Annotated in this window: 19 protein-coding genes; 7 read left to right on the top strand and 12 right to left on the bottom strand. The window is 45.4% G+C overall.

Going from position 1 to position 20,270, the window contains the following annotated elements; all coding sequences use genetic code 11:
* Positions 1-41: 41 nt before the first annotated feature.
* Positions 42-1,565 carry a glycerol kinase GlpK gene (gene glpK, locus AAC155_RS14380; RefSeq protein WP_112895294.1) on the bottom strand — a complete coding sequence of 508 codons (1,524 nt, stop codon included), beginning with the start codon at positions 1,563-1,565 and terminating at the stop codon, positions 42-44.
* A gap of 30 nt (positions 1,566-1,595) precedes the next feature.
* Positions 1,596-2,426 (bottom strand): MIP/aquaporin family protein, encoded by an 831-nt coding sequence (locus tag AAC155_RS14375; RefSeq protein WP_113042991.1) that lies wholly within the window; start codon positions 2,424-2,426, stop codon positions 1,596-1,598.
* Between the two features lie 304 nt (positions 2,427-2,730).
* On the opposite strand from AAC155_RS14375, the gene zapB reads away from it, so the two are divergent.
* Positions 2,731-2,973 carry a cell division protein ZapB gene (gene zapB, locus AAC155_RS14370; protein WP_113042990.1) on the top strand — a complete coding sequence of 81 codons (243 nt, stop codon included), beginning with the start codon at positions 2,731-2,733 and terminating at the stop codon, positions 2,971-2,973.
* 68 nt (positions 2,974-3,041) lie between these two features.
* Here zapB and rraA read toward each other — a convergent pair whose 3' ends face one another.
* The 7 genes from rraA to priA form a co-directional block, all read right to left on the bottom strand.
* Positions 3,042-3,548 carry a ribonuclease E activity regulator RraA gene (rraA, locus tag AAC155_RS14365; RefSeq protein ID WP_113042989.1) on the bottom strand — a complete coding sequence of 169 codons (507 nt, stop codon included), beginning with the start codon at positions 3,546-3,548 and terminating at the stop codon, positions 3,042-3,044.
* Between the two features lie 149 nt (positions 3,549-3,697).
* Positions 3,698-4,615, bottom strand: a complete 918-nt coding sequence (locus AAC155_RS14360; RefSeq protein WP_113042987.1) for a 1,4-dihydroxy-2-naphthoate polyprenyltransferase — start codon at positions 4,613-4,615, stop codon at positions 3,698-3,700.
* Between the two features lie 219 nt (positions 4,616-4,834).
* A complete protein-coding gene (gene hslU / locus AAC155_RS14355; protein WP_113042985.1) occupies positions 4,835-6,166 on the bottom strand; it encodes an HslU--HslV peptidase ATPase subunit in 1,332 nt (443 codons plus the stop codon).
* An 11-nt stretch (positions 6,167-6,177) separates the two neighbouring features.
* Positions 6,178-6,708 (bottom strand): ATP-dependent protease subunit HslV, encoded by a 531-nt coding sequence (gene hslV, locus AAC155_RS14350; RefSeq protein WP_036780122.1) that lies wholly within the window; start codon positions 6,706-6,708, stop codon positions 6,178-6,180.
* Positions 6,709-6,832: 124 nt separating this feature from the next.
* Positions 6,833-7,654, bottom strand: coding sequence for a cell division protein FtsN (gene ftsN, locus AAC155_RS14345; protein WP_113042984.1), 822 nt, complete (start codon positions 7,652-7,654; stop codon positions 6,833-6,835).
* Positions 7,655-7,723: 69 nt separating this feature from the next.
* On the bottom strand, positions 7,724-8,752 hold the full coding sequence (gene cytR, locus AAC155_RS14340; protein ID WP_113042982.1) for a DNA-binding transcriptional regulator CytR: 1,029 nt from the start codon (positions 8,750-8,752) through the stop codon (positions 7,724-7,726).
* 326 nt (positions 8,753-9,078) lie between these two features.
* On the bottom strand, positions 9,079-11,277 hold the full coding sequence (priA, locus tag AAC155_RS14335; protein WP_113042981.1) for a primosomal protein N': 2,199 nt from the start codon (positions 11,275-11,277) through the stop codon (positions 9,079-9,081).
* Between the two features lie 220 nt (positions 11,278-11,497).
* Here priA and rpmE point away from each other — a divergent pair, with 220 nt between their 5' ends.
* The gene (gene rpmE, locus AAC155_RS14330) at positions 11,498-11,713 is read left to right on the top strand and encodes a 50S ribosomal protein L31 (protein ID WP_112878949.1); all 216 of its coding nucleotides are present in this window, start codon (positions 11,498-11,500) and stop codon (positions 11,711-11,713) included.
* Positions 11,714-11,842: 129 nt separating this feature from the next.
* Here the strand turns inward: rpmE and metJ are convergent, their stop codons facing one another.
* Positions 11,843-12,160, bottom strand: a complete 318-nt coding sequence (metJ, locus tag AAC155_RS14325) for a met regulon transcriptional regulator MetJ (RefSeq protein WP_113042979.1) — start codon at positions 12,158-12,160, stop codon at positions 11,843-11,845.
* A 287-nt stretch (positions 12,161-12,447) separates the two neighbouring features.
* Here metJ and metB point away from each other — a divergent pair, with 287 nt between their 5' ends.
* The 3 genes from metB (at position 12,448) to metF (ending at position 17,253) form a co-directional block, all read left to right on the top strand.
* A complete protein-coding gene (gene metB / locus AAC155_RS14320; RefSeq protein ID WP_113042978.1) occupies positions 12,448-13,608 on the top strand; it encodes a cystathionine gamma-synthase in 1,161 nt (386 codons plus the stop codon).
* Between the two features lie 2 nt (positions 13,609-13,610).
* The gene (locus tag AAC155_RS14315; protein ID WP_113042976.1) at positions 13,611-16,046 is read left to right on the top strand and encodes a bifunctional aspartate kinase/homoserine dehydrogenase II; all 2,436 of its coding nucleotides are present in this window, start codon (positions 13,611-13,613) and stop codon (positions 16,044-16,046) included.
* A 322-nt stretch (positions 16,047-16,368) separates the two neighbouring features.
* Positions 16,369-17,253 carry a methylenetetrahydrofolate reductase gene (gene metF, locus AAC155_RS14310; RefSeq protein ID WP_113043071.1) on the top strand — a complete coding sequence of 295 codons (885 nt, stop codon included), beginning with the start codon at positions 16,369-16,371 and terminating at the stop codon, positions 17,251-17,253.
* Positions 17,254-17,432: 179 nt separating this feature from the next.
* On the opposite strand, the gene AAC155_RS14305 is transcribed toward metF, so the two are convergent.
* Entirely contained in the window at positions 17,433-17,702 is a 270-nt protein-coding gene (locus AAC155_RS14305; protein ID WP_158536575.1) for a type II toxin-antitoxin system TacA family antitoxin, read from the bottom strand.
* 321 nt (positions 17,703-18,023) lie between these two features.
* Here AAC155_RS14305 and AAC155_RS14300 point away from each other — a divergent pair, with 321 nt between their 5' ends.
* Positions 18,024-18,959, top strand: coding sequence for a hypothetical protein (locus AAC155_RS14300; RefSeq protein ID WP_113042971.1), 936 nt, complete (start codon positions 18,024-18,026; stop codon positions 18,957-18,959).
* Between the two features lie 11 nt (positions 18,960-18,970).
* Positions 18,971-19,366 carry a type III secretion system chaperone gene (locus tag AAC155_RS14295; RefSeq protein ID WP_113042969.1) on the top strand — a complete coding sequence of 132 codons (396 nt, stop codon included), beginning with the start codon at positions 18,971-18,973 and terminating at the stop codon, positions 19,364-19,366.
* A 305-nt stretch (positions 19,367-19,671) separates the two neighbouring features.
* On the opposite strand, the gene AAC155_RS14290 is transcribed toward AAC155_RS14295, so the two are convergent.
* Complete coding sequence (locus tag AAC155_RS14290; RefSeq protein ID WP_113042968.1) at positions 19,672-20,250, bottom strand: YolA family protein; 579 nt, start codon at positions 20,248-20,250, stop codon at positions 19,672-19,674.
* Between the last annotated feature and the right edge of the window lie 20 nt (positions 20,251-20,270).

Below are 20,270 nucleotides of genomic sequence, written 5' to 3'. Positions count from 1 at the left end.
AGTAAAGAAAGGGTGGTAATTTCACCCTTTCTTTATATTAATTAACCTTTATCTTCCCAATCCTGCGCACGGGCAACTGCTTTTTTCCAGCCATTGTATTTGTAATTACGTTCAGTGGTTTCAATGCTTGGACGGAATTCTTTTTCAATGGTGGCTTTACTTTTCACTTCATCCAGGTCTTTCCAGTAGCCAACTGCCAATCCTGCGAGGAATGCTGCGCCCAATGCAGTGCTTTCACGCACCACAGGGCGTTCTACACGGGTGCCAAGAATATCTGATTGGAATTGCATCAGGAAGTTATTGGCAACGGCTCCGCCATCTACCCGTAGTGCTTGCAACCGGGTGCCTGCATCAGCTTGCATAGCGTCCAGTACATCACGGGTCTGATAGGCGATAGATTCCAGCGTCGCACGAATGATGTGATTACTGTTGGTGCCGCGGGTTAGGCCGAAAATTGACCCTCGGGCGTAGGGGTCCCAATAGGGGGCACCAAGGCCGGTAAAAGCAGGGATCACATACACGCCGTTACTATTTTTAACTTTAGTGGCAAAATATTCGGAGTCAGCCGCATCTGCAATAAGTTTCAGTTCATCACGCAACCACTGAATAGAGGCACCACCAACGAAAACCGCACCTTCAAGTGCATAGTTCACTTCGCCGCGAGGACCACAGGCAATGGTTGTTAGTAGGCCGTGATTGGAGCGTACGGCATCTGTACCCGTGTTCATCAGTAGGAAACAGCCTGTCCCGTAGGTGTTTTTCGCCATACCCGGTTGGACACAAAGTTGACCATATAGAGCAGCTTGCTGATCACCTGCGATACCTGAGATAGGGATCCGGGTGCCGCCTTTACCGCCGATGTTGGTCTGACCATAAATCTCAGAAGATGAATGAACGCTAGGCAGTAGGGATCGCGGGATTTGTAACTCATCAAGAATATGTTGATCCCACTCCAGATTGTGAATATTGAACAGCATCGTTCGGGAGGCGTTTGTGAAATCGGTAACGTGGACACGGCCTTGAGTCATTTTCCATACCAGCCAAGTATCCACAGTACCGAATAGGAGCTCACCCTTTTCAGCTCGTTCACGGGCGCCTGCGACGTTATCTAAGATCCATTTTACTTTGGTGCCGGAGAAATAAGGGTCTACTACCAACCCTGTATTCTGGCGAATATATTCTTCTAATCCCTCTTTTTGTTTGAGTTTAGTACACGCGTCTGCGGTACGGCGACATTGCCAAACGATGGCATTGTAAATAGGTTTACCGGTTTCTTTTTCCCAAATAATCGTTGTTTCACGTTGGTTGGTAATCCCAATACCGGCAATCTGATCAGAACTAATATCCGCTTTCGCCAATACTTCTACTAAAGTTGAGCTTTGGGTTGCCCAGATTTCCATTGGATCGTGTTCTACCCAACCCGGTTTAGGATAAATTTGCGTAAACTCTCTTTGGGAAATTGAGATAATATTGGCGTCGTGATCAAGAATTATTGCTCGGGAACTGGTGGTTCCCTGATCAAGAGCGACAATATACTTTTTCTCAATCATATTTTCTGTTGTCATGATAATAACCTGTTCTGGTAATGCTCTACTTTAGGCTTTCTTTTTCTTCTGATCTTCAGTCTTATGAACATCAGATGGTAAATTACGACCAATAAGTTTGCGGTAGCCAAATGCTCCCACAATACCGCCGATAATGGGGGCGGTCAGAGTAACCAGACAGTAAGGGATTTCACGCCCACCCGTCAGGGCAATATCTCCCCAACCGGCCAGATAAGCAACTAATTTGGGACCAAAGTCACGGGCCGGGTTCAGCGCGAAACCGGTTAATGGGCCAAATGCACCGCCGATAACGGCAATCACAATACCAATCAGTAACGGGGCCAGAGGACCGCGGGGAATACCGTTACCGTCGTCAGTCAGCGATAGAATCAAACAGAGCAGAATGGCGGCAATGATAACTTCTATCATAAAAGCCTGAGAAATGGACAGTGGCGCCATTGGGTAAGTAGAGAATACACCTGCTGTAAACAGGCTTTCAGGCGTGCCACGAATGATATTGTGTACTTGTTCGTAATCAAGGAATACGCTGTAGTACATCATGTAAATGAGAACGGCAGCGATGAAGCCACCAATCATTTGGGCAATAATGAAAGGGATAACCTTTTTGCCATCAAAGCGGGCAAACAACCATAAGGCAATCGTCACTGCTGGGTTAAGGTGAGCACCGGAAACACCTGCGGTGAGATAAACAGCCAACGCAACGCTCATACCCCAAATAATACTGATTTCCCATAAGCCTAATTGTGCGCCGGCAATACGTGCAGCGGCAACACAGCCTACTCCAAGGAAAACCAATAGTGCGGTACCAAGAAACTCAGAGATACATTGTCCGGTTAATGTCGTGCTAGTGGTTTGGCTCATATGTTCTATCCTACAAAGAAGATTTTAGAGGCGTAATTATTATTGTCACCTTTCAGAAATTGAAAAGGAGATTATGTAAATTTATCGTTAATGAGCGGAAACGAGAAATAGCGAAATTAAAATGTGTGTGTTGTGTCAACAAAATGAGCGAATCCGCATTTATCCGCTATTTTGCTAAAAATTAAAGTGGGAGACATTTTGAGCTTTTTATTTGGTAGTTATTTTTCATGTGTTGGGGATGTTGCTAGACAGGGGAGCTTTGGCTACATACAATCAGACAATTGCTTATAAGGGGGAACCGAGAATGTCATTTGAAGTTTTTGAAAAGCTGGAAGCCAAGGTTCAGCAGGCGATTGATACTATTACCCTGCTACAAATGGAAATTGAAGAATTAAAAGAAAAAAATCGAGCTTTGTCTCAGGAGATCCAGAATGCAACCAGCGGCCGTGAGTCTCTGGCTCATGAGAATGAGCAATTAAAACAAGAGCAGCAAGTATGGCAAGAACGTTTGCGTGCCTTGTTAGGCAAAATGGAAGATGTTCAGTAATTAAAATTTCCAACAGACAAAAGAAGGGCGATCTGAAAAATCGCCCTTAGTTTTATCATACATTATCATCAGATGATCTCATCTTCTTCATCATCAAGTCCCAGTGGTTCTTCAGACAAAATGATACCGGTGTTATCGGCATACAAATAATCGCCAGAGAAGAAGGTGACACCACCAAAATTCACCCGGATATCGCTTGCGCCGGTCCCTTCATCACGACAGCCAGCAGGAATAGCGGCTATAGCTTGAATGCCGAGGTCGAACTCTGCTAACTGGTCAACCTGACGTACAGCACCGTAAACAACAATACCCTCCCATCCATTTTGCACAGCGAGTTGTGCCAGTTCAGCGTTAATTAATGCTTGGCGTACAGAACCACCACCATCTACCAGTAAAATGCGTCCATGACCGTTGTCTTCAAGCAGGTCGTAAAGTAATCCGTTGTCTTCAAAGCATTTAACCGTGATGATTTGACCACCAAATGAAGTACGCCCGCCAAAATTGGAGAACATAGGCTCTACCACATTTACTTCTTCTTGATAGATGTCACAAAGCTCGGAAGTATCATATTTCATAGGATTTACGTCTGGTTAAGGTATGGAACAGTCAGTATATCCCTTTCAGGCCGATGTTAGCAAAATCATCAATTATTAAATTGATATTGTTAACAGGTATCCAGAATGATTAAGTTACAACACCTTCGGAAAAACAGCACAAATATTGTCTAATTAAAAATAAGACCAACTGAAAATAGAATATTAGTCAATAATGCCGTCTTAACCATCTGTCCCAACATTGGTCGCATTCCTTCCGGTGTGGGTTCATTAAGTACATACCACATATGTTTGAACAACCAAGGCAGAGCGAGCAAGAACAACCAGCTTGACCAGCCAGACGGGTTTTGTATGGTGAATAATACCAAGCAGAGTATTGCTGTGATTATTAAACATCCATGATAATAACGGGCTTTTTTAGGGCCGAGACGGACGGCCAGGGTATTTTTGCCATGCCGTTTGTCATCTTCAATATCACGCAAGTTATTGATATTCAGAACAGCAGCAGAGAGAAGACCACAGGCTGTCGCCGGGAGTATGACAACTGAATCAAAAAAACCTGCTTGAAGATAATAAGTACCGGCAACACTTAACCAGCCAAAGAAAATCAGTACTGAAATATCGCCAAGTCCCATATAGCCATAAGGCTTTGTACCGACTGTATAGGTAATTGCGGCAATAATTGCTAGCAGGCCAAGTGCCAAAAAACCGAATATATCGCTAGGTTCTTCACAGGCAACGGCAATCAAGGCGCTACCAGACAGACAAGTTAGCAGGACAATAATCTTCAGCGCTTTTTTCATCTGTGAGATGGTAATAATGCCTTTTTGCATACCACGTAGTGGCCCGATACGCTTTTCAGTATCACTGCCTTTGATAACATCACCGTAATCATTGGCGAGATTGGACAGAATTTGCAGTATGGCTGCTGTTAATAGTGCTAGTAAGGCGACCGGTAGCTTGAAATGCCCTGTCCAGGCAGCAAGGGCTGAGCCAGTAATAATGGCGGCAAGGGCGAGTGGTAGCGTTTTAGGACGCAAACTTTCCAGCCATGCTTGAGTTTGACTGATGGAAGTTGATGAGTTCATTTCTGAGTTCACTTATTCCTGTAAATTTATAATGAATGATGGGAGGCATGCCTCCCATCATTCATTATATACCCGTTATCTTTCAAGTTGCCTCTTTGTTGGCTGCACTCACTCACCCCGGTCACATCGTTATCTATGCTCCCGGGGATTCGCTCCCTTGCCGTCGCGATGCATCTTGAAATCCATAGGGTATAGCGGATCAGAAATCGTATATACCGATTATAGGATAAAGCGGCTCAGATCTTCATCTGCAACCAATTCATCTAGATGCTTTTTAACATAGTCGGCATCAATATCAACTGACTGACCACGACGTTCACTGGCTTCGAAGGAGATATCTTCTATCAGCCGCTCAAGCACAGTATGTAGGCGACGGGCCCCGATATTTTCGGTCGATTCATTTACCTGCCATGCGGATTCTGCAATTTTGCTAATGCCATCATCCGTGAAACTGATGATCATACCTTCCGTTTCCATCAGTGCTTTGTACTGTTCCGTCAGGGATGCACTCGGTTCAGTCAGAATACGCTCAAAATCTTTTGTAGTGAGTGCCTGTAACTCCACTCGGATTGGCAGACGCCCTTGTAATTCAGGGATCAGATCGGAAGGACTGGCAACCTGGAATGCACCTGAGGCGATAAACAGGATGTGGTCTGTTTTTACCATGCCGTGTTTAGTGGATACTGTACAACCTTCCACCAATGGTAACAGGTCACGCTGAACACCTTCACGGGAAACATCAGGGCCTGAAGTCTGGCCTCGTTTGCAGATTTTGTCGATTTCATCAATGAAGACAATACCGTGTTGTTCAACGGAATCAATAGCCTGTTGTTTCAATTCTTCCGGGTTAACTAGTTTAGAGGCTTCTTCTTCGATCAGTAGCTTGAAAGCATCCTTGATTTTTAGCTTACGAGATTTGTGTTTCTGACCGGCAAGGTTCTGGAACATAGATTGCAACTGATTTGTCATCTCTTCCATACCCGGAGGCGCCATGATCTCGACGCCCACAGGTGTGGTAGCAACATCAATCTCGATTTCTTTATCATCAAGTTGACCTTCACGTAGTTTCTTACGGAATGCCTGGCGTGCGGCTGATGGCTCGACTTGCGTCTCCGTTTGTCCCCAGTTATTTTTGGCTGGTGGGATCAGGACATCCAGAATACGCTCTTCTGCCAATTCTTCTGCCCGATAACGGTTTTTTTCGATGGATTGCAGGCGGACCATTTTAACCGCGGCATCGGTCAGATCACGGATGATAGAATCGACTTCTTTACCAACATAGCCAACTTCGGTGAATTTTGTCGCTTCGACTTTGATAAACGGCGCATTTGCCAGTTTTGCCAGGCGACGGGCGATTTCGGTTTTACCTACCCCAGTCGGACCAATCATCAGGATATTTTTAGGTGTTACTTCGTAGCGCAGCGTTTCATCTAGCTGCATACGACGCCAGCGGTTACGGAGTGCGATAGCTACAGCGCGTTTCGCTTTGTCCTGACCAATAATGTGTTTGTCAAGTTCGCTGACAATTTCGCGTGGAGTCATTTCAGACATACTATCTACCCTTACGCTTTTGAAGGAAGTTCTTCGAAGTTGTGATTATGGTTGGTATAAATGCAGATATCACCGGCAATGGTTAACGCTTTCTCTGCAATTTGTCTGGCGCTGAGATCGGTATTCTCCAGCATTGCTCGTGCGGCAGATTGGGCGTATGGGCCACCGGAACCAATGGCAATGAGGTCATTTTCTGGCTGAATGACATCGCCGTTACCTGTAATGATCAGGGAGGTATTTTCATCTGCGACTGCCAGCAGAGCTTCCAGTTTGCGTAGCATGCGATCAGTGCGCCAGTCTTTAGCAAGCTCAACCGCTGCTTTGGTCAGATGCCCTTGGTGCATTTCAAGTTTACGTTCAAACAGTTCAAACAGAGTAAAAGCGTCTGCTGTACCGCCGGCAAAACCCGCGATTACTTTGTCATTATAGAGGCGGCGAACTTTACGGACATTGCCTTTCATGACGGTATTACCCATCGTTGCCTGTCCATCACCACCGATTACGACTTGGCCATTACGGCGAACACTTACGATTGTAGTCACGAGTAAGCCCTTGGTTACAAAAATAGATAAATGTGACGCATGGTACTTTCCCATAGGGTATACGGCTATCGAAAATACCGTGTGCACGGTGTTAGCAGTATAGATGGGGGAGAATTATCATTTTTCAACCCCCAGTAACACGGAGAATGCAACCTGATACGCCAGCGCCTTTCAGACGTTCCCGCATTTTTTCTGCGGTGTTTTTACTGTAGGGACCAAGAACAACACGATGCCAGCCGTCTCCCGTTGTGATCTGGCTTTCAATACCCGCAAATGCCAGATTGGCACGTACTGATTCAGCTTGGTCCATATTGCGGAATGAACCACATTGTAAAATCATACGCTGTGCCTTTTCTACGGGCTTAGGTTTACTGGTTTCAGCCGGTGGTAGAGTTTGTGGCTGAACTGGCTGAGTCTGCATGGGTTGTTGTGGTAACGTTTGTTGAGGTTGTGGCCTTGTTTCCAGCGGTTTTTGTGTTTCCGTTGATGGCTTGATGATCACTTGTGAACGCGGCACTTGAACGCCATTGTATGGCACTTCTGGTAGTGAAGTCGCCGGTTGGCGCATATCCGCCTGCATTTGTTCAAGTAACTGCCGTTGCTCTGCGGTCAGCTGAGTTTGTGAATTGCTTTGCCCCCCGGATGAGGGATCACGTGGTGTCTCGATGCCAACGGGGCGATTTTCCAATTCTTTGATATAGCGCCAACGTTCTTCTGGTTTTGGTGGTAATCCATTGTTTTGCTGAGAATGTTTTGGCAGTATTTCTGGTTCGCTTTTCTGTTTATTGTGGGTAATAAAGTAAAGGCCACCAATAAAGATAACGACTAAGGCTATCGCGATGACCAGCGTTGCTTTTGGCAGCCCCTGGGCTTGGTGTTTTTTCTTATCGGTATTTTTACGGCGGGTGTTTGAACGCCCGCGACTCACATAATCTCGTTGTGCCACTGTCTAATTCGCTGAGTAATTTAAATAAAAGAAAATAAACGATATGTTACTTAACCTGCGGTTATTTGCCTAGCTTTTAGGCGAACAGGTGCTTTGCCGAATAATTAATTCCGATTCCAGTAACTGAGAACCGCCTGAAGTTGTGTGACCCTGGATTTGATCTAGCAACAGTAACATTGCCTTGTGACCAATTTGATAACTGGGCTGTCCAACGGTTGTCAACGGCGGATCGCTGTACGTGGCGAGACTTAAGTTATCAAACCCAATGATTGATAAATCTTCCGGTATTTTTAAGCCCATTCTTTTAGCCTGCCACATCACGCCAATTGCCATAACATCGCTGTGGCAGAAGATGGCTGTAGGGGGATCCAGCAGAGAGAGCAACTGTTCAGTCAGCTTTGCGCCGCTTTCATGGGTAAAGTGACCTTGGACAATATAATCTTCACGAATTGTCCCACCAGAGCGACGCAATGCTTGGATATATCCCTGACGGCGATAGCGGCAAATCGGTATATTTTCTGGACCGGAGAGGCAGGCAATGCGTTTATGTCCCAATGTTTGTAGATAATGAGTCGCATTGAATGCGGCGGTCAGGTTATCAATATGAATAGTCGGCAGTTCTAGCTCTGGTGCAAATTCGTTTGCCATTACCATTGGTGGTAGGTTTTTTTGTTCTTCTTTGCTGGCATCAAACGGGATATTCGAACCCAGTAGCAACAGACCATCAATTTGTTTGGTGACAATCAGGTTGAGAAACGCGTGTTCCTGTTTTTGCTGATGTTGGCAATCACCGATTAAAACCAGATAGCCATGTTGTTCCGCTGTCTCTTCAATGCCGCAAATCACATCAGTGAAAAAGGGATCGCTGATATTTGGCACTATCACTAAAATAGTTTTTGACTCACCGCGTTTAAGATTACGGGATAAATTATTTGGGTAATAGCCCACAGCCAGTACAGCTTGTTCCACTTTTTGTCGGGTCTGGGAAGAAACCTTTTCTGGATTCATGAGTGTTCTCGATACTGTTGCGGTAGAAACGCCAGCCACTTCAGCGACATCTTTCATTGTTGCGGAGGTGCCATTCTTTTTCTGCTCCAAAACTCACTCCTCATTTCCTGACTGATTAGTTAAATGATTGTCATTTTCTGGTTGCCGGGAAACCGTCAGTGACTTTAAGGAAAGTAACGACATGCGGTTTAAGGTTATGACAATGTTATTAAGGGATCATTCTAAACAGTTTGGCAAATTCATTTATTCCTTAGTTTGTAAAAAAGTGTGATATAAATCATTTATTCGATATGGCTCGCAAATTAGTGAGTAATTTTTCATTGGTTACGGATTGTTGGGTGTGATTTTTTAAATAGCAAATAAGAGTATGTTTAATCTGCTCAGGTTATGTGTTTTAAAATAGAGGCGATTAATTACTAACTGTCAGTTGGATCAACATCGATATTCCATTTCACTTTTCGGGTTTGCGGTAAAGCTGTTATCTGTGGATAAACCAGTGCCATGATTTTTTGTAAAACAGTTCTGGATGGATGTTGAATTAATAGTTGCCAACGATAACGACCACTTCTTTTTGACTGTAATGCAGGAACCGGGCCCATGATCCATAAGTTATCATCCCGCAAAGGGTGGTGTTCAAAAAGCAAGCGCAGTTGTTGTAAAAAAGCAGGTGCTTGCTGATTATCGTGATCTTCTGAGCGTAAGATAATATGGCTGGTAAATGGTGGTAAAAACACACTTTTGCGTTCATCCATAGCTTGAATAGCGAAAGCATCGTAGCCTTTATTGAGCAAAATTTGCAGTAATGGATGGTCAGGATGATGAGTCTGAAGAACCACTTCTCCCCGTTTACCAGCCCGACCAGCCCGACCAGAAACCTGTGTATAAAGTTGTGCGAAACGTTCTGCTGCCCGAAAATCTGCTGAAAACAAGGCACCATCAACATCGAGTAACGCGACCAGTGTGACATCAGGAAAATGGTGACCTTTTGCCAGCATTTGGGTGCCAATCAGTATACGGGCATTTCCGGCGTGAATGTCAGCCAGTTGTTGTTCCAGTGTTCCTTTGCGGCTAGTGGTATCCCTGTCAATGCGGGTAACGGGTACATTAGGGAATAGGGCTGAAATACCGTCTTCAAGCTGTTCTGTGCCAAGGCCAACAGGTTGAAGATGAGTAGAACCGCATTGCGGGCACTGACGGGGAACGGGGCGCTGGCTGTCACAATGATGGCAACGTAACTGACGATGGTATTGATGCAGCGTGTAATAATGGTCACAGCGTTGGCATTCTGCAATCCAGCCACATTCATGGCAGAGTAGGGCAGGTGAGTAACCGCGGCGGTTAAGGAAAAGTATGACCTGATTATTGGCTTGTAGATGTTCTTCAATACGTTTTATTAGTGGTTGAGATAACCCGATTTTGAGTGGTAAGCCTTTTAAGTCCAACAGATGCTGAGTCGCTGGCTGAGCATAACCTGCCCGTTTGGACAATGTTAGCGTACGGTATTTGCCTTGTTGCACATTGTAAAGTGTTTCTAGTGCTGGGGTCGCAGAGCCCATGATCACCGGGATATTCTCTTTTTTTGCTCTGAATACCGCTAAATCACGGGCATGATAACGCCAGCCCTCCTGTTGCTTATAAGAGCTGTCATGTTCTTCATCAATAATGATGATGCCAAGGCAGGCGAAAGGGGTAAATAGGGCTGAGCGTGTACCGATGACAATGGCGTTTTCACCTTGTCGCGCTCGTAGCCATACAGCAAGACGTTCACTGTCATTCAGGGCTGAATGAAGAACATCAACCGGTGCGTTGAAACGTTCACGGAAGCGACGGATGGTCTGTGGTGTCAGGCCAATTTCCGGTACAAGTATCAGCGCTTGTTTACCTTGCTCCAGAATATTTTCCAACACACTGAGATAAACTTCTGTTTTACCTGATCCGGTGATGCCCGCCAGTAACCAGGGAGAGAATTGCTGGTCTTCTGCACGGATAGCACCAACTGCTGTGGCTTGTTCGGTATTCAATTTCAGGCGTTCGCCGGTGATTTGGAAGTGATTTCGCCAGTTCTCAGATTCAGGTTGCACAGGGTATAAATCGATAAGTGACTTCTTTTTGAGCGATTGGAAAGCGCTTTCGCTCAGTTCCAGTTCTGTAATCTGATGGCGATATATTGCTTTACGGCGTAGGGTTGCCAGTACTTGCTGCTGTTTTGGCGAGCGTTTCAGTTGCGCTAGCGGTAATTCAGCGCCTGTTGGCGTGACTTGCCATTGCCATAGTGGAGTTGATTCCGCGGGTTTTCCTTGACGAAGCAGCACCGGCAATGCATGGAACAGGACTTCACCGATGGGGTAATGGTAATAATTGGATGCCCAGAGCAATAATTGCCAAAGGTTTTCTGGAAATAAAGAGTGAGTATCGAGAATAGATTCTATGGTTTTCAGTTGTTCTGCCGGAATATCACTGTTGTCAGTTATCCCAGTGATGATACCAATCGCTTTACGTTTGCCAAAAGGGACTGTTACCCGCATTCCTGCAACGGGTAATTGACTTTCTGCGGGTAGCAGATAGTCAAAAGAGCGGGTAAGAGGGACAGGCAGAGCAACCTGAATAACAACCATAAAATTATTCCGTAAAATCAATGGGTAAATTAGAATGTAATCAAAAATTGATTACAGAGTACCATAGGTGTTGAGTGGATTTCATTGCGAGATAGGCAGATCTTCTGTATGATCCGCCGCCTTTGGTATGGAAGATACCAAACTCATTTTATCAACACGACGTGTGGTGTCTGGCGGCAACAGGGCTGGATAGCGACACGGCCTTAACAGAGGTTATCCCATGAAAAAAGGTATTCATCCTAAATATGAAGAAATTACTGCAACCTGCTCTTGCGGTAATGTAATACAAGTCAGATCTACCGCTGGTCACGCTTTGAACCTAGACGTATGCGGCCAATGCCACCCATTCTATACGGGTAAACAACGTGATGTTGCTACTGGTGGTCGTGTTGATCGCTTTAAGAAACGTTTCAATGTTCCAGGTGTCAGCAAATAGTTGCAGAATTGAGCCTGTCCATGATGACAGGCCGACTGGTACTAACGCCCGGTGTTTTGCATCGGGCGTTTTGCATTTTAGCCAAAATAAAAAATCCCTGAATTTTTACAGGAGTTTTTTTCGCTACTATCAATATTCCCAGGTATCAGGATCAATACCTAATTCCCGCATGATTTTTTTGGCTACCTCTGGGATTTCATCATTACGCTCTTTACGTAAATCAGCATCATCGGGCAGCGGCTGTCCAGTAAATGCATGCAGGAATGCTTCGCACAGCAATTCACTATTAGTTGCATGACGCAGGTTATTGACCTGGCGACGAGTGCGTTCATCAGTGAGGATTCTCAACACTTTCAAAGGAATTGAAACTGTGATTTTCTTCACTTGCTCGCTTTTTTTGCCATGTTCAGCATAAGGGCTGACATATTCACCGTTCCACTCAGCCATGGGGTACCTTAAATAGTCGTAAAATCATAAAATTAAGCCAGATAACAGCACCAGCTTTCGTTGTGACATATTGCCATTTTATCGTGATTTCCTTATCAATTATACAGTTATAGTATATGCGATAAACTAATGGCTACTAATAAATAAAGCACCATTAGTTATGATGAATAATTATCCCATTGTCTAATCTAACCGTAAAGAGGTTTGGATGTCTAGATGTATTGACGTCTACTGTGGTAGCGGATATTCTTCCCTGACTTAATTTATGACAGATAGTGGTAGCTGATATGACACGCAAGCCGGCAACAATAGCAGTTCGCAATGGGCTGAATAATGATGAACAGTATGGTTGTGTTGTTCCGCCTATATATCTTTCCAGCACATATAATTTTACTGATTTTAATCAGCCAAGGACACATGATTATTCCCGCAGGAGTAATCCGGGTCGAGATATGGTGCAACAGGCATTAGCTGAGCTGGAGGGGGGAGCGGGTGCTATCATGACCAGCAGTGGAATGTCAGCCATTCACCTGTTATGCACGGTTTTCCTTCAACCTGGCGATCTGTTGGTTGCGCCTCATGATTGTTATGGTGGCAGTTACCGTTTATTTGACAGCCAGACTAAACGCGGTGCTTATGACGTGGTTTTTGTCGATCAGAGTGATGAACAGGCATTAAAGCAAGTCTTGTCCAAAAAACCAAAGTTGGTATTGATTGAAACGCCCAGTAATCCTTTATTGCGTATTGTCGATATTGCTCATATATGCCAGCTTTCCCATGAGGTAGGGGCGACAGTCATTGTTGATAACACTTTCCTGAGCCCTGTACTACAGAAGCCGTTGGAATTGGGGGCAGATCTGGTTGTGCATTCCTGTACTAAATATCTTAATGGACATTCTGATGTGATTGCCGGAGCTATTATTGCAAAAGATGAAGAGGTTGCAACGGAACTCGCTTGGTGGGCGAATAATATTGGTGTGACCGGTGCGGCGTTTGATAGCTACCTGCTGTTGCGCGGCATGCGCACTTTATCGCCACGGGTCCTGTTACAGCAAAAGAATGCATTGGAGATCGTCAATTATCTTCAACAGCAACCGTTAGTGAAAAAACTTTTTTATCCTGCTTTGAAAGATCATCCTGGGCATGAAATTGCTCGTAAGCAACAATTTGGTTTTGGCGCAATGATAAGCTTTGAATTCGATGGTGGTGAACAGGCGATACGCCGTTTTCTGTCTGAGTTAAAGTTATTTACTTTGGCGGAATCACTGGGCGGTGTGGAAACCTTAATTTCTCATACGGCTACCATGACTCACGCTGGCATGTCAGCACAGGCAAGGGCGGAAGCGGGGATTACGGATTCACTATTGCGTGTTTCTGTGGGTATTGAAGATAGTCAGGATTTAATCGCTGATTTGGAAAATGCATTTCAGGCAGTAGTAAAGGAGTGACCATGAGTACACTGGTAGTTGCAACGGCGGAAAATGACCGCCAATTACATAAGTTTGGTGGAAGTAGTCTCGCGGATGTGAAATGTTATCAACGGGTGGCCAAGATTATGGCTAATTACAGCCAACCCGGTGATTTAATGGTGGTATCCGCGGCAGGCAGCACGACTAACCAGTTAATTAATTGGCTTAAACTTAGCCAGAGCGACCGTATTTCTGCCCATCAGGTACAGCAGGTTCTGCGCCGTTATCAGCAGGATCTGATTAGAGGTTTGCTACCTGAAACTGTTGCTGAAGAGTTGGTGAAGCGTTTTATTGCCGATCTTGAAAAGCTAAGTGCATTACTGGATAAACCCGTTAGTGATGTGACTTATGCAGAAGTGGTGGGGCACGGAGAGATCTGGTCCGCGCGTTTGATGTCGGCTGTGCTTGAAGTTCAGGGTATTCCTAGCGCTTGGGTGGATGCTCGCCAGTTTTTACGCGCGGAACGGGCAGCTCAGCCGCAAATTGATGTTACCCTTTCCCAACCATTGCTAAATCAGTTGTTAACACAAAACCTAAATAAACGACTGGTGGTGACCGGTTTTATCTCCAGTAATCATGATGGAGAAACGGTGTTATTGGGGCGAAATGGCAGTGACTACTCCGCAACTCAGGTTGGGGCTTTGGCAGGGGCGAGGCGGGTAACCATCTGGAGTGATGTTGCTGGTGTCTACAGTGCTGATCCGAGAAAAGTCAAAGATGCCTGTTTGTTACCATTATTACGCTTAGATGAAGCTAGCGAACTTGCTCGTCTTGCCGCACCCGTGTTGCATGCTCGTACCTTACAGCCTGTTTCCTTCAGTGATATTGATTTGCTACTACGTTGCAGCTACCAACCGGAGCAAGGATCAACGCGTATTGAAAGGGTTTTGGCTTCTGGGACTGGCGCAAAAATTGTTACTAGTCATGATGATGTTTGCCTAATTGAGTTGCATGTGGCCGCTCATCATGATTTTAAACAGATATACAAAGATATTGATCTGTTGCTAAAGCGAGAACAAATTCGTCCATTGGCGACAGGTATCCATCTAGACTGTAATTTGATTCAGCTCTGTTACACTTCCGAAGTGGTGAATAGTGCATTGGGTGTGCTGGAAGATGCTACGCTTCCGGGGAAACTTTCCCTTAGAGAAGGTTTGGCGCTGGTGGCACTGGTTGGAGCTGGTGTATGCAAGAACCCATTACATTGCCACCGTTTTTATCAGCAACTTAAAGATCAGCCGGTAGAATTTATCTGGCATGCGGAGGATGGTATCAGTCTTGTCGCTGTGTTGCGGACTAATCAGACTGAACATGTGATTCAGGGGTTGCATCAGAGTTTGTTCCGGGCTGAAAAGCGGATTGGTCTGATTTTGTTTGGTAAAGGAAATATTGGCTCTCGTTGGTTGGAGTTATTCGCTCGTGAGCAGAAAAACATTTCGGCTCGCAGTGATTTTGAATTTGTTCTGGCCGGTGTGGCGGATAGTCGCCGGAGTTTACTCGACTATCAAGGGATTGATGCTAGTCGAGCATTAGCTTTTTTTGATGACGAAGCGACAGAATATGATGTTGATGGATTATTTCTGTGGATGCGAGCGCATCCTTATGACGATTTGGTGATCCTAGATGTGACGGCGAGTGAAGAACTAGCTCGATGTTACAGCGATTTCGCCAGCTATGGTTTCCATGTTATCAGTGCCAATAAAATTGCGGGTGCTTCCAATAGCAGTGATTATCGTTTCATTCGTGATGCATTTACCAAAACAGGTCGCCATTGGTTTTACAATGCAACAGTTGGCGCTGGCTTACCTATCAATCATACCGTAAGGGACTTACGGGAGAGTGGTGATACCATTTTGTCCATTAGTGGCATTTTCTCCGGCACATTATCTTGGCTGTTTCTGCAATTTGATGGTTCAGTGCCGTTTAGTGATTTAGTTGAACAGGCGTGGCAACAGGGATTGACAGAACCTGATCCGCGCATTGATTTGTCTGGTCAGGATGTGATGCGTAAATTGATTATCCTTGCCCGTGAAGCAGGGTATGAGATTGAGCCAGAGCAAGTGCGTGTTGAGTCACTGGTGCCGAAAGACGCAGAGTCAGGCTCTATTGAACAATTCTTTGATAATAGCGGTGCTATCAATGAGCAGATGGTGCAGCGATTAGCCGCGGCGCAGGAAATGGGCATGGTGCTGCGTTATGTTGCCCGTTTTAATGCGAATGGTAAGGCAAAGGTGGGTGTTGAGGCGGTACGTCCTGATCACCCATTGGCGTCTTTGCTACCGTGCGACAACGTGTTTGCGATTGAGAGCCGTTGGTATCGTGATAATCCGTTAGTGATCCGTGGGCCGGGGGCTGGTCGTGACGTGACCGCCGGAGCGATTCAGTCTGATCTTAACCGCTTGTCACAACTGCTTTAAGCTTTCTAGCCTCCACTGATTGATCAAATGTGATTTCCTTCGCTTGATATTTGAGGTAACGAGAGGGTGGATGCTCTGAACAGGGCATCTTTCCTCATTGCTGTTTTAGGCATCGATCTACTAAAGATTCCTCGATGAATTTTTTTCCGATTCAGGGTGAATATTCCTCACCGATTTAACTCAACTTTGTTGTTGACTAAAAAATGCCGATCCCTCATTTTATTTAGACGTCTAAACGTATAGGTGTTTAGATGTGCAAATAAAAGTAACTGGCAAATTATTAAGATGGGAAATTATTCCGTTTGTTAACGAGGTGCAGGATATGAGTTTTTTTCACGCAAATCAGCGCGAGGCGCTGAATCAGAATCTGGCTGAACTGGAAGGACAGATCCGTGTTTCATTTGAATTCTTTCCACCGCGTACAGCCGAGATGGAAAAAACCCTGTGGAAATCCATTGGTCGTCTGAGCACCCTCAAGCCTAAATTTGTTTCTGTTACTTATGGTGCTAACTCTGGCGAGCGTGATCGTACCCATAGCATAATCAAGGGAATAAAAGAAAAAACCGGCCTTGAAGCGGCTCCGCACCTTACTTGTATTGATGCCAGTCGCGATGAATTGTGCGAAATTGCCCGTGATTATTGGAAAAATGGTATTCGCCATATTGTGGCTTTGCGGGGTGATTTACCGGAAAACGGTGAAAAACCTAAAATGTATGGAGTTGATCTGGTTGAATTACTTAAGAAAGAAGCTGATTTTGATATTTCCGTTGCGGCTTACCCTGAGGTGCATCCTGAGGCAAAAAGTTCTCAGGCTGACCTGATTAGCCTGAAACGAAAAATTGATGCGGGGGCGAACCGTGCTATTACTCAATTCTTCTTTGATGTGGAAAGTTACCTACGTTTTCGTGACCGCTGTGTGACTGCCGGGATTGATGTGGAAATTGTACCGGGAATTTTGCCGGTATCCAATTTCCGTCAGCTTAAACGTTTTGCTGTAATGACCAATGTGCGTATTCCAAGTTGGATGACCAGAATGTTTGATGGACTGGATGATGATCCTGAAAGCGCAAATTTAGTTGGTGCTTCTATCGCAATGGATATGGTGAAGATTTTAAGCCGCGAAGGTGTGAAGGATTTTCATTTTTATACCTTAAACCGTGCAGAACTGAGTTATGCAATTTGTCATACTTTGGGTGTTCGTCCTTAATCATTGGCTCTTATTAAGAAATGTTGCTTAGTAAGAGCATATTTTTTTCGCAGTATTGTTATAAAGAGTGAATTCTTATTATGTGAATCTACCGGATAAATTAATTAAAATAAGTTGAAATTAATATATTATTGCATAAAATTTACTGATTTACTTAGCTTGGATCAAGGAATTGCTTTTCAAACACGTTTCACCTTGCGCGCAGCATTTATTGCGTTTTGTAAAGCAGCATTGGGAGCGAAAGCGTCATTCAAAGCGGTTGTGAATGCCTGAAAATCCTGGACTGTCATTGTTATGCGAGAGTCTCTATCTAATAGCTCACGTGCTTTCTCTTTAGCTGCTGTGCGCACGAATGCAGCCATTGTTGTGCCCATTAAAGCTGCGGCGCGAGAAATAACTTCCTTTTCATCTGTGTCCATCTTTAAATCAAATCGAGCGATAGCAGTCATTATCATTCCTCTTTAAATACGGCAAATTAACGTATACGGTATTTTTCTGTATAAAAATTGAGTAAGCAAGTTTTAATATTGAGTTTGTATCCCCACACTACATTATCATTGTTAGATCATCTCGGTTTAATAAGTAAAGTTCGCCATAATCCTTCGTCCAGTATGAACTGTTGTGGTTCAATAATTCTGGGCATCTATCCCCGGATAACCCTTCTCTTCTGACACCTAAAATAGATAAAAATCGGGTCACTTTTTTACATAAGCAGGGTAGGAGAAATACTAAGATACTCTTAATCAACTCAACCTATTTTGGAAAGAATAATGCATATTCAGCATATTGGCGGCCATACACCGCTTAGCCAAACGCAAGCTCCTCAGCACACGGCATCTTCTCCTCTACTCGAACAAGGTAACCGCTTGTTCGAACAGTCTGTTCGGCGAGGTCCTTTGCATTTCCAGAGTTCGGATCTCAAGCATTTGATCACCGAACTGCGCCAATTGCAGAGTGCTCCCAACAGTGCGCAAGCCCAACGGGTGCAGGATGCTATCCAGCACTGGGAGAACCACCACCCTAAAGAGGTGGCGGCCCGTAGCTCCCGCCTTACCGAGCTTAAACAGGCTCTGGCAGAACAAGGCGCTGTGGTGCGCACTCTCCAGCCAAAGGTGATGACGGCCGGTCCCCAAGCGATGTTGCAGCAGGCTATGCCAGCTTTACAGAAGATGGGAACTTACGCATGCACTGATGCCGGCACTTTCGTTAGCAAGCAGAATCCTCATTATCAGCAAATCATGGAGAGATTGAGGTTATTCAATGACAACCCGGACCGCCTGAGGGGTAACAGCCAGGCCAATATGATGTCCAACATGGCGGCTATCGCCGCTAGACAAGGCAACGTCAGTTTCAACCAACTGCAATCTATCGCCGCCCGGGTCGCTCAAGCTCAGGCTGGTTGTTGCACCACTTTAGCCTACTCTGCGGCAGCCGAACTGATGAAGCACAATCAAGATGACCAGCAGCGCATTGAGGTAGTCGCTCATCGTGGCGCCAAGGGGCATAGCCAGACCCACTGCTTCGTGGTGGTCGGTCGTGATCCCAATAGTGAGCTCAGCAAACCCGAAACTTGGGGCTCCCAGGCATATGTCATCGATCCTTGGGCTGCGACCATAGGTGGTAAACTGCAAGGCACGTCGAGTAATCCTCCGATCGCTAACCTGTGGCCGCCGACTGAATCTGTGTTTGACAACCATAAAAGGTAACCAGGGTAACTATGTTCAATGCCTTATTATCGGAACTGTGCCGACGCCTTGGGCAGACCGAAGAGTCTCTGCATTCGGAGGGGCTCGATCTACCTCTCGGCCCTTTTAGTTTGCATATCCGCCAACGCGATGAGTTGGTAACTTTGTTTATTCCACTAGGTGATGTCGAACTTTGTTCGTTGGCTACACTGGCCGATTGGCCAACATTGCAACTGAGCCGTAGTGGTGAGGGAGAGACTCTGCTTTGGAGCCGTGAATGGTTGGAGAGGCTGGATGCTGAGCTGTTGACCAACTTGGTCGAGCGGATGTTACAGCAAGCCAGGGACCTTACGGCTACGGCGCCTATCACTGAAAGCCAAGAGTGGCCGCCGTTAAGTATTCAAGGGAGTTCGTGGTACAAAGTTTAGGTGAAAAACCTTAAGAAGCTTTAAGAGATTAATCAGGTGTATTATTGCAAGCCACGAGCGATATTATTTTGTGCATTCGTTATACCATTCGTTGATTAATGACTTTATTACTGGGTACAGGCACTCCTACAGAGGGAGCCTAACGGAAATAATTTGTGAGAAATTCACCTAGGTAAACTTTTAAATTAATTTTATATATTTGCCTAATTACGAGGCTAAACCATCGGCGTCGATACCTGTACGTAAAAATAAACAAGGGCGGTTTCCCGCCCCTCTTAATAGACGCCTAAATGGGTTTTAGCAGGTCAAAGAATGCTGATCTGCGTTGACATGGTATTTCGAGGCCAATTAGCAGAAGTGTTCTGGTAACTGAAGATACCATTCTGGTAGCCATCGAGGCTGTATTCTTTCAGGAAGCCAACCACAATTTGGCCCGCAGCACATGGCCAATTGTAGTGCCCGTTTGTAATGCAAACTGGTGTAGAAGAGTACAGTGAGTATGGCAGTGTAGCGCCGTTCATCCAAGCAAAGGAATTGTAGCCGTAGCCAATTTCCAGAACGGCGGCGCGGAGCTGTTGTCCTCCGTGATTGCAGTTTGTCACCGGCAAGTTGGAAGTGTATTCCCATCCGCAATTCGTCGAGCCAACGGCATAGACCCACATATTGGTTAGCGGAGGTGCGGCGACGTAAGCTACCTCAGACTTAGTGTTGAGCTCCTTCTCTTCAGCTCGGATGGGGCTTTCAGGGTTAGGCAGTAGCTGAGGTTGAGCTGCCAAGGCATTTTGAGCAGTAGGGACCTCCTTCGGTTGCTCTGTTTGGGCATAGGCATTAACGCCAAACAAGGAAGCAAGAGATAACAACATGGCAAGTTTATTTTTCTTCACGACTGAATCCTCTTAGAAAT

This window comes from Photorhabdus sp. HUG-39, from assembly GCF_963878365.1.
Lineage (GTDB): Bacteria > Pseudomonadota > Gammaproteobacteria > Enterobacterales > Enterobacteriaceae > Photorhabdus > Photorhabdus kayaii.
The sequence above is the reverse complement of the archived record's forward strand: the minus strand, read 5'-3'. Positions and strand labels throughout refer to the sequence as shown.